8 protein-coding genes and 1 pseudogene are annotated in these 10,609 nt (G+C 68.3%); 7 read left to right on the top strand and 2 right to left on the bottom strand.

Annotated features, from left to right (window positions below; genetic code table 11):
- From GM672_RS28360 to GM672_RS14240, 7 genes and pseudogenes are all read left to right on the top strand, one after another.
- Positions 1-570 (top strand): annotated as a pseudogene (locus tag GM672_RS28360) (hypothetical protein); the annotation flags it as partial.
- Positions 567-2,363: a VWA domain-containing protein gene (locus tag GM672_RS14265; RefSeq protein ID WP_155471198.1), complete on the top strand. Its 1,797-nt coding sequence runs from the start codon at positions 567-569 to the stop codon at positions 2,361-2,363. The pseudogene GM672_RS28360 and the gene GM672_RS14265, both read left to right, overlap by 4 nt.
- Positions 2,360-2,944, top strand: coding sequence for a hypothetical protein (locus GM672_RS14260; protein ID WP_155471197.1), 585 nt, complete (start codon positions 2,360-2,362; stop codon positions 2,942-2,944). The genes GM672_RS14265 and GM672_RS14260 overlap by 4 nt, the downstream gene beginning before the upstream one ends.
- Before the next feature lie 13 nt (positions 2,945-2,957).
- Positions 2,958-4,307 (top strand): phenylacetate--CoA ligase family protein, encoded by a 1,350-nt coding sequence (locus GM672_RS14255; protein ID WP_155471196.1) that lies wholly within the window; start codon positions 2,958-2,960, stop codon positions 4,305-4,307.
- The gene (locus GM672_RS14250; protein ID WP_155471195.1) at positions 4,304-5,389 is read left to right on the top strand and encodes an AAA family ATPase; all 1,086 of its coding nucleotides are present in this window, start codon (positions 4,304-4,306) and stop codon (positions 5,387-5,389) included. The genes GM672_RS14255 and GM672_RS14250 overlap by 4 nt, the downstream gene beginning before the upstream one ends.
- Complete coding sequence (locus GM672_RS14245) at positions 5,386-6,447, top strand: zinc ribbon domain-containing protein (RefSeq protein ID WP_155471194.1); 1,062 nt, start codon at positions 5,386-5,388, stop codon at positions 6,445-6,447. Before GM672_RS14250 ends, GM672_RS14245 begins: the two co-directional genes overlap by 4 nt.
- 155 nt (positions 6,448-6,602) lie before the next feature.
- Entirely contained in the window at positions 6,603-7,187 is a 585-nt protein-coding gene (locus GM672_RS14240; RefSeq protein WP_155471193.1) for a PEP-CTERM sorting domain-containing protein, read from the top strand.
- Positions 7,188-7,216: 29 nt separating this feature from the next.
- On the opposite strand, the gene GM672_RS14235 is transcribed toward GM672_RS14240, so the two are convergent.
- Positions 7,217-8,836, bottom strand: coding sequence for a methyl-accepting chemotaxis protein (locus tag GM672_RS14235; protein ID WP_155471192.1), 1,620 nt, complete (start codon positions 8,834-8,836; stop codon positions 7,217-7,219).
- A gap of 328 nt (positions 8,837-9,164) precedes the next feature.
- The gene (locus GM672_RS14230; RefSeq protein WP_155471191.1) at positions 9,165-10,568 is read right to left on the bottom strand and encodes a PQQ-dependent sugar dehydrogenase; all 1,404 of its coding nucleotides are present in this window, start codon (positions 10,566-10,568) and stop codon (positions 9,165-9,167) included.
- Positions 10,569-10,609: the final 41 nt, after the last annotated feature.

Below are 10,609 nucleotides of genomic sequence, written 5' to 3'. Positions count from 1 at the left end.
GGCCGCGCCGCCGACACGCGCGAGCTGGCCGTTCTGGGGCAGCTGCTAGCCTGGCGTGCCGGCCTGGCCCACTTCCGGCGCGGAGCGCTGACTGCCGCCGCCGGCCTGCCGCCCGCGCTGGCGCTGGCCGCGCTGAAGCTGCCCGAGGCGATGCGCTGGGAAGATGCCGTGGCGACGCTGGCGTCCGATCCCTGGTGGGGACCGGACGGCCGCGCCGACGCCGGCATCGAAACGGGTGCCTTCGCCGGCCTGGGTGGCGCGTTCATGGCGCCGCCGCAGGTCAGGCCGGCGCACGACGGCTTCTTCGTCGACGGCGGCGCGCGCCACCACCTGCTGGTGGCGGACCGGCATGGCGCCGTGCTGCTTGCGGCCAGTGCCGCCGAATACGAGGCGGCCCCGGCGCAGGGCGGCCACCCGGCCGTGCGGCTCGAAGGGGACACGCTGCAAGTCGGCACGCGCACGGTCTCCCTGGACCTGCCGGCCGCCGGGCTGCGCGTCGTCTGCAATGCCGACACGGTAGCCGTCACGTCGCCCTTCACGCACACCATCCGTTTGCTGCCGCTGCCATGACCGAGCCTGAATCCCTGGAATCCCCCGAACCGGCCGACGCCCTGGCACCGTGGCGGGCCGCCTGGCCCCGCGCGCTGGCAGCGTGGAGCCGCTACACCCGCTTGAGCGCCCCGCAGCTGTGCGAGACCACCGTCGCCGCCGCCAATGCCGGCCTGCAGGGCAGCTTCGCCATGATCCGGCTGGCCGACCAGCGCGTCGTCATCGACCTGGAGGCTGCGCGGGCATTGGGCCTGGCGGGCCTGGAGGTGGAAATCCTGGCGCATGAGATCGGCCACCACGTGCTGGCGCCGGCCAGCGTCACCGATCACCTGCGCCTGCTGGCGCGCATCCGCCGCGGGCTGCCCACCCTGGAACGGCATGCGCCGCTGGTGGCCAACCTGTACACCGACCTCCTGATCAACGACCGCCTGCAGCGTCAGGCCGGGCTGCGCATGGCCGACGTCTTCGCGCGGCTTGGCCGGAGCGACGGCAAGGCTGCCACCCGCAGGACGGGCCTCGTCTGGCAGCTCTACCTGGGCATCTGCGAACAGCTGTGGCAGCGCCCGGGAGAGCTGGCGACGGGCGTCGACCCGCGCATGAAGGCGGCGCTGGCCACCGATGCGTGGCTGGGCGCGCGGGTGGTGCGCGTGTACGCCAATGACTGGCTCGAAGGCGCCGGCCGCTTTGCCGCGCTGCTGCTGCCTTACCTGGTGCAGGACATGGCGCTGCCGCCGGCGGCGCGCAGCATGCTCGACACGCTCGAAGCCTGCGAAGGCGCCGACCCCACCGGCATCATCGGCATCGATGCGGGGGAAGAGGGCGGCGCCATCCACCCCGTGCGCGACAGTGCCATCACCGGACTGGAAGCGACGGAAGAAGAACCGGCCGTAAAGCGGGGCGGCGGCCAGCGTCGCGAACCCTTCGATTTCGGCGAGATCCTGCGCGCGGCCGGCATCCGTCTCAGCGAAAGCGAGGTGGCGATCAGGTACTACCGCGAGCTCGCATTGCCCTACCTGGTGCCGTTTCCCACTCGTGCGATGCCCCAGGCGCCGGAAGCGCAGATGGAAGCACTGGAGCCGTGGAGCGTGGGCGACCCGCTGGACGAAATCGACTGGCTGCACAGCGTGATGCTGTCGCCCCGTCCCATTCCCGGCCTGACCACGCTGCGCCGCAGCTACGGCCTGGAACCGGCCATGGCGCCGCGCCCCGAGCCCGTGGACCTGGACATGTTCGTCGACAGTTCCGCCTCGATGCCGAACCCGCGCATTTCCCTGTCCTACCCGGCGCTGGCCGGCGCCATCATCGCGCTGTCGGCCCTGCGCGCCGGCGCGGCCGTGCGCGTCACGCTGTGGAGCGGCAAGCGACAGGTACTGACCACGCCAGGCTTCGTGCGCGACGAACGCGCCATCCTGGAAGTGCTGACGGGTTTTTTTGGCGGCAACACGGCCTTCCCCATCCACCAGTTGCGCGACACCTATTGCGGCACCGGCCTGCACCCGGTTCCGCGCTCGCGCTCGACCCACCTCCTGATGATTTCCGACAACGGCATCGATACCATGTTCGACAAGGACGAGCGCCGCAACAGCGGCTGGGACGTGGCGGCCAGCGCACTGGCGGCCGGCGGCGCGGGCGGCACGATGGCCCTGGAGCTGTGGCGCCGCGGGCAGGGCGACGACCCGCTGGAAGGCTGGGAGACCTTGCAGCGGGCCGTGCGCGAGCAGGGCTGGCAGATCACGGCGCTGTCGCGCATGGAAGACTTGACCGACTTCGCCCGCCGCTTCAGCCGGCAGCACTACGCAGGAGGCACGCGATGACGGGCCCGGAGCTGGAAGTGCTGACGCGGCGCCTGGCCGCCACGCCGGCCGAGTTCCTGGAGCCGCCCCGCGTGCAGGACCGGGGCAGCCTGCACGTGGCGGCGCTGTGCAACGACGTGGCCCTGCGCCTGGGCGCGCGCCTGCCGCCGGCCAGCCTGCCGCGCTTCCTGGCCGACGGCCCGCAGGACGCCAACCGGCTGGCCGTGGCCGCGATCCTGTGCTGGCTGCTGGCCGACGACTGGTTCGTCGCCGCCGGCCCGGCGCGCCCGGCGATGGCGCAGCTTCTGGAGCTGCTGGACACGACGGCGGGCGAACTGGCCCGTTCGGCCAGGGCGAAGCAGTTCGTGACCGAACCGGAAGGGCGCGAGGAACTGGCGCGCGTGGCGCTGGCCCGCCTCGGATTTGTTCCGGCCGGCGAGACGCCGGAACAGGCGGCCGACCGGCTGACGGCGATCAGCGGCATGGAGCGGCGGCGGCTGCTGGAGGCCAGCCGCGCCGCCGAACAGCGCGCGCGCCAGATCCGCGAGGCGCTGGCGCGCAAGGCCGCGGAGGAAGCGGCGGACAAGTGGTCGCGCGAGTGAAGGGCACCTGCCGATGAGCGACGACATCCTCGACACTGAACGCTATCCGACCCTGGGAGAGGCAGGCCGGCGCATGCTGGCTTTCCTGCGCGAACACCCGGCCGCACCGGTCTACCGCAACCACAGCGGCAACCGGCTGCTGGCGCACGAGGTGGAAGCGGCGCGCAGCTTCGAGGAAGCGGTCGGACGGGCACACGTGGGCTGGCTGCCCGGCCACACCCCCGACTGGGTGGGGTCGTTCATCGCCGAGACGTTCCGGCGCGTGCCGTATTACCGCGCCATGGGCCGCGCGCCCACACAACTCGCGGCGCTGCCCACCATCGGCCGGGCCGAGCTGGCACGCGACGTCACGCCTTTCGTGCCGGACGACGTCGACCTGGCGCGGCTGCTCAACTTTCGCACCACCGGCACCACCGGCCACCCCTTGCAGGTGCCGTCGCACCCGCTGGTGGCGGCGCGCTACCTGGCGTATCACAAGCGCGCCTTGCGTCGCTTCGGCATCGAGCTGCGCCACGGCGCCGGCCAGGTCGGCGTCATGCTGCTGGGCTTCCAGCAGCGCTGCTTCACCTACGTCTCCGTCACGCCGACGATGGGCGAATCGGGCCTGGCCAAGCTTAATCTGCACCCGGTCGACTGGCGCCATCCGGACGACCGCGCGCGCTACCTGGACGCGATGGCGCCCGAGGTGATTTCAGGCGATCCCTTGTCGTTTGCCGAGCTGCTCAAGCTGCCGATGACGTGGCGCCCCCGCGCCTTGCTGTCCGTGTCGATGCTGCTGCTGCCCGGCCTGAGAAACCGGCTGGAAGAACGCTTCGGCTGCCCCGTACTGGACTTGTACTCACTCAACGAAGTGGGACCGGTAGGCGTGTTCGACGCGGGCCGGCAGGGCCACGTGCTGCTGCAGCCGGAGCTGTTCGTCGAAATCCTCGACCGCGCCGGCCAGCCGGTGCCGCCGGATGGGCGTGGCGAAGTCACCGTCACGGGCGGCTTCAATTTCTGCCTGCCCCTGCTGCGCTACCGCACGGGCGACTTCGCCGAGCTGGCCTTCGACGGCGGCGAAGTGGTACTGCGCGGCCTGTCCGGCCGGGCGCCGCTGCGCTACCGCAAGGCCGACGGCGCCTGGGTCAACAATATCGACGTGACGCACGCGCTGCAGGCGCTGCCGCTGGCGCATTTCGCCGTGCACCAGGCGGCCGACGGCGCCATCACCTTGCGCCTGGACGACAACGGCCGGCAGTGGGCGCCGCAGGCGCGCGCGGCCTTGCAGGCGTTATTCGGTGCCGTGCAGGTCGATATCGCGCCGCTGGACGAGGAGGACAAGGTAGTGCAGTACACCTCCGCGCTGGAAGGGGCGGCGGCATGACGCGCAGTGGAGCAAACTTCCAGGCAGGCTTCAAGGCAGGCCTCGTGGTCGGCAAGTTCTGCCCGCTGCACAAGGGCCACGAGCTGCTGATCGGGCAGGCGGCGGCGCAGTGCGGCACGCTGCTCGTCATCAGCTACACCAAGCCCGAATTCCCCGGCATGCCGCCGGCGCTGCGCGAAACGTGGTTGCGCGAGCGTTTTCCCGAGGCAACCGTGGTGGTGCTGGACGACGAGCGGCTGGCCGGTCACTGCCGGCGCCTCGGCCTGCCCATCCGCACGATGCCGGCCAACGCCGCGCCGGACGCCGAACACCGGGCGTTCGTCGCGTGGGTCTGCACGGCCCTGCTGGGCCGCACGGTCGATGCCGTCTTCACCAGCGAAAGCTATGGCGACGGCTTCGCGCAAGCGCTGGCAGCAGCGTTCGGCCACCCGGTGCGGCACGTCAGCGTCGATCCGGGCCGCCACGCCGTTCGCGTCTCCGGCACCGCCGTGCGCGCCGACGTGCACGGCCGGCGCGCCATGCTGGCGCCATCGGTGTACGGCCACTTCGTGCGGCGCGCCTGCGTCCTCGGCGGCGAGTCGAGCGGCAAGACGTCGATGGCCGAAGCGTTGGCCGCCGCCATCGGCAGCGCCTGCGTGCCCGAATTCGGTCGCACGTGGTGGGAACACCGGCGCGGCGAGCTGGCCTTCGACGACCTGCTGCATATCGGGCGCGAACAGGTGGCGGCGGAGGAGCGGCTCGCCGGCACGGCGCGGCACTGGCTCAGTTGCGACACGTCGCCGATGACCACCCTGTTCTACAGCAGGGACCTGTTCGATCGCGCCGATCCCGCACTGGAGACACTGGCAGAGCGGCGCTATGATGCCGTGTTCCTGTGCGCGCCGGATTTTCCCTTCGTGCAGGACGGCACCCGGCGCGGCGATGCCTTCCGGCTGCGCCAGCATGCCTGGTACCTGGAGCAGCTGGCGGCGCGGGGCGTGCCATACGTAACGCTGGCGGGCAGCCCGGCGCGGCGCCTGGCGCTGGCGCTGGCCAGTATCGAGGCCACCGACGGTCCCCTATCAAACAAGGAGAAAAGATGAGCAAGGCCCTGCGATTGTCCGAGAAATGGTTCCAGCGCGGCTTGTGGCTGGTGGCGCTGGCGTTCGCCGGTTTTCTGATCGGCCTTGGCGGCAAGGTGGTCGACAATATGAACCTGGTCGAGGCGCCACTTAGCCTGGACCAGTTCGTCGATCCGCGACAGGGGCCGGCCGCCCAGGCCCAGCTGGATGCGGCGGAAAAGGTCATGCGCGATGCGGGCGACGCGCTGGAACAGGCGCGGCAGCAGCACAAGGTGGCCAGCGCGAATACCCAGTCGGCGCGCGAGACCTTCGACAACTGGCTGTCCACGCGTCATGCCACGGCGCGGCCGGAGCAGGATACGGAACTGATCGAACGCACGCGCCAGCTGGATGCGCTGAAGGCGGCGGAGCGCAAGGCGCTGGCGGCGGTGGAGGCGCAGGAGCAGCGCCACCTGGATGCGCGCCAGGCCAACGGGCGCGCCCACGACCGTCTGTACGCGCTGCAGCAGGAAGCCCAGGGCCGCTTCCAGAAGGCCGAGCAGCTGCGCGAGCTGCGCGTGTTCGGCTACCGGCTGGCGCTGACCTTGCCGCTGCTGCTGGTCGCGGCATGGTTGTGGAAGCACAAGCGCAAGGGTACGTGGTGGCCTTTCGTGTGGGGCTTCATCTTCTTCGCGCTGTTTGCCTTCTTCGTCGAGCTGGTACCTTACCTGCCCAGCTACGGCGGCTATATCCGCTATGTCGTCGGCATCCTGGTGACGGTGCTGGTGGGGCGGCAGGCCATCGTTTCGCTGCAGCGCTACCTGGAGCGGCAGAAGGCCGCCGAGGCACTACCGGACACGCAGCGGCGCGAGAGCCTGAGCCTGGACTACGATACGGCGCTGACGCGGATGGGCAAGGGTGTCTGCCCCGGCTGCGAGCGCCCGGTCGACCTGAAGGACCCGAAGATCGACTACTGCCCCCACTGCGGCATCGGCCTGTTCAACCGCTGCGGCGCCTGCGCCACGCGCAAGAATGCGTTCACCCGCTTCTGCTTCTCGTGCGGCACCCCGGGCAATGCGGCGCAGGCGCCGGCACCGTAACCGTCCGGCCTGGTGCAGCCTATCCATAATCCATTACATTTTAATCGCACGGATAAAATTAATATTATTATAATGTGTGCGTCGATGATTACATTTAATCGGCTACATATAACTATCATTTCAATAGTTAATATATCCTAATCTGGAGAAGCCGTATGCTGAAAAAACTGATTCTGGTGGCATCGTTGGGAGCGTGTTCGCTTGCACAGGCGGAAGCCTATACCCTGACTGCCGTCTACACTGGCCTGGCCGATTACAACACCGGCATTTTCGATCCCGCACGGTCGGAAGAGCTGCGAGCGGTGGTCAATGATTCAAACAATGACGGTATCTTTACCGTGGACGAAGTAGCTTCGTTTTCCTTCGCCGGCGTGGATATCGATCCTTTCCGCATGCAATACCAAGGGCGTTGTGGTTACGACAACGGTTCGAGCTGGTGCCTGGAAGCGTTTTCTTATTCCGCCGGCACTGTCCTGTCATTCGAGGCATGGGAGGGCTACCGCGATTTCGATGCTTCGCTTTATAACCACGCGAAAAGCGGCGCCTATGCATACAGCAGCTTCCAGTATACGTCGGGCGAGGATACTTCCTCCCGTACCTCCGGCATACGCTGGACCCCGGCAACCACCGTCTCTGTAACGCTGAGCGCCGCGCCCGTACCCGAGCCGGCTACCTATGCGATGTTCGGCGCTGGCCTGCTTGCCGTTGGGACCATCGCGCGGCGCCGGCGCCAGCATTGATTTTTGGCAGGGCGCGCCTGGCGCTGGCCTCAGGCCAGCGCCAGGCGCGCCGATGACGCCGGTGCAGGGCGGCGCAATGGCGCTTTGGCAGCCGGGGCGGCCGAACGCTCCAGCTGGAACACGCTGACGGTTTCTTCCAGCGTGGCGGCCTGCTCCTGCAGGGCGCCCGCGGCGGCGGCGGCTTCTTCCACCAGGGCCGCGTTCTGCTGCGTGACCTGGTCCATCTGCACGACGGCGTTGTGAATCAGGTCGATGCCGGCACTTTGTTCGGTGCTGGCCGACATGATCTCCGTCATGATGTCCGCCACCTGGGCCACGCTGGTGACGATCTGCGTCATCGTCGCGCCGGCCTGGTCGACCAGGGCCGAACCCGTGTCGACATTGGCCACCGAACGGTCGATCAGTTCCTTGATTTCCTTGGCGGCGGCCGACGAGCGCTGCGCCAGGTTGCGCACCTCCGAGGCGACGACGGCGAAGCCGCGGCCCTGTTCGCCGGCGCGCGCCGCCTCGACTGCCGCATTCAGCGCCAGGATATTGGTCTGGAAGGCGATGCCGTCGATGGTGGCGATGATGTCGACGATCTTGCGCGACGACTCCGTGATCGTGCCCATCGTGTCGACCACCTGTGCCACCAGCTGGCCGCCCTGGCGTGCGACGGTGGACGCCGAGTCCACCATCTGGTTGGCCTGGCGGGCGTTGTCGGCGTTCTGGCGCACGGTGGCGGTCAGTTCCTCCAGCGACGACGCGGTTTCCTCCAGGCTGGCGGCCTGCTGCTCGGTGCGGCGCGACAGGTCCATATTGCCGTCGGCGATTTCGGCGCTGGCCACGGCGATCGAGCCGCTGCCTTCGCGCACGGCCAGTACCGTCACGGCCAGCTGGCGCTGCATCGCGTCCAGGCCCTTCAGCAAGATACCCATTTCGTCATGGCGCGTCGTGTCGACGGTGCGCGACAGGTCGCCGGCCGACATGGCGTCGAAATGCGCCAGCGCTTCGCCCAGCGGACGCATGATGGCGCGTACCAGGCTGACGCTGGCGGCTGCGATCAGCACCAGGCCGAAGGCGATGGCGCCGATCGACAGGCTCAGCACCGTGGAGTACGTCTTCTGGCTGTCGGCGAAGCTCGCGCCCGCAGCGTTCAACTGGTAGGCATCGAGCTTTTCCGAGCTGTCGCTGAAGGCCGTAAACAGCTTCTGCATGTCCTTCATCACCAGGTGGTCCATGCGCTCCCTGTCGCCGGCGCGCAGCGCGGCTGCCACGCCGTTCAGGCCTTGCTCGACCAGCGCCTTGCGGGTTCGCGCCACTTCGTCGGCCAGCACCTTCTCCTCGGCGGTCTGCGACAGCGCCATGTAGTTGCTCCAGGCCTGGTCGGACTTGGCGAGGAAGCTGTCGGCGCGCTTGAGCAGCGCTTCGATGTCCGGCGCATCCGGGTGGAACACGGCACGGTCCTGCACCAGCCGCGCGCGGCTGATGAAATTCTTCGAGTCGCCGATCGCCATCGACGAGGCCAGCTGGTTGCGGTAGGTATCCTCCAGCGATGCATTGACGGAACGGATGCCGTGGATGCCCAATGTGCCCACGAGAATGATCAGGAGGCCGAGGATGGCCATCGTGGCAAGCAGGCGGGTACGGATGGTGAGGCGATTGAGCATGACGGTTCTTCCGAAAAAATGCAGGGCCGGGCAGGGCCTGGCGCGTAAGGACGCCGCTGCACCGTGCAGCGGAGCGAAATGCGCGAGGATCTGGCGCGGGACTGCCGACGGAAGGGCCGATGGCGCCGGGCGGGCCATGGGGAGGGACGGGCACGGGGTTGGGGCCGTCGCGACTTCTTCAGCGAGGGCTCTAGAGTATCACCTCTATTGATGCACAGCAATAAATTAATGCTTTTTCGTCGGCCTGGAATACCGACGAAAAAGCACGGCCGTGTCAAAAATGGTCAATCCAATCAGTGGCTTGACAGGGCGACAGCAAGCGCGGCGCTTATTTGCCCTGGTAGAAGACCCGGTAGATGCGCCCCGCGAAATCGTCCGAGACGAGCATCGAGCCGTCGCCCAGCACGGCGATGTCGACGGGACGGCCCACCACGCTGTCGCCCTGCAGGAAGCCGTCGATGAAGGTCGTCGTCGTTACTTCCTGGTTGCCTTGCAGGGTCACGAGGCTGACCTTGTAGCCGATCTTCTGCGTGCGGTTCCACGAGCCGTGTTCGGCCACGAAGACCTGGTTGCGGTACTGGGCCGGGAACTGGGTGCCCGTGTAGAAGGCCAGTCCCAGCGGCGCAACGTGTGGGCCCAGCTTGGCCACCGGCGCCGTGTAGGCGGCGCAGCTGTCGGCCTTGCCGTATTTCGGATCGGCGATGACGCCGCCGTGGCAGTAGGGGAAGCCGAAGTGCATGCCCTTTTTCGGCGCCACATTCAGTTCGCAGGACGGCGTGTTGTCGCCCATTTCGTCCGGGCCGTTATCGGTGAACCACAGGTCCTTCGTCTGCGGGTGGAAGGCGAAGCCCACCGTGTTGCGGATGCCGCCGGCGTACATCTCCCAGCCCGAACCGTCCGGGTTCATGCGCCAGATCTTCGAATAGGCTTCGTCTTCCTTGTCGCAGGTATTGCAGGGCGAGCCGACGGGGATATACAGCTTGCCGTCCGGGCCCGCCTTGATGACCTTCTCGCCGTGCCATTTGTCGTCCGGCAGATCGGCCTTGACGACCTGGTAGGCCGGCTTCGCCGCGTAGCTGCGGTCGATATCGTCGAAGCGGATCACGCGCCCGATCTCGGCCACGTACAGGGCGCCGTTCAGCAGGGTGACGCCGATCGGGTTGTTCAGGCCCTGGGCGACGGTGACGACCTTGTCGGCCACCTTGTCGCCGTTGCTGTCGACGACGGCATACACCTTGCCGGCCTTGCGCGAGCCGACATAGACGATGCCGCTGCCGGATACGGCCAGCGAGCGGGCCGATTCCACCCCTTCGGCATACACGGCGATGGCAAAGCCCTTCGGCAAGGTCAGGCGCGCCAGCGCGGCATCGGTCTTCGGGGCGGCAGGGGTGGCGGCAGCGGCGGGCGCTTCGGCGCGGTGCGCCCCCGGTTCGATATAGGCGGCCAGTTGCGCGATCTGGGCTTTCGACAGGGTTTGCGACCACGCCGGCATGCCCTTGTCCGGCACGCCGGCGGCGATCAGCTTGACCAGGTTGGCGCGGGTAGGCTGACCGTGCAGCCACGTCTTGTCGGCCAGGGACGGGCCGGCCGCGCCTTCAAGTTTCGCGCCGTGACACAGGGCGCAGTGGGCCTGGTACAGGCGGGCGGCATCGGCGCCAGCGGCCGGCGCGGCGTGGACCGCGCCGACGCTCAGCAACAGGGGAATCGACAGCAGGGGCAGGGCAAGCTTCATGAACACTCCGGCGCAAGGGACAAGGGCGCCATCATAAAGCA

Origin of the sequence: Pseudoduganella buxea (assembly GCF_009720835.1) — a bacterium.
GTDB lineage: Bacteria > Pseudomonadota > Gammaproteobacteria > Burkholderiales > Burkholderiaceae_D > Rugamonas > Rugamonas buxea.
This window is presented reverse-complemented; position numbering and strand designations above follow the sequence as displayed.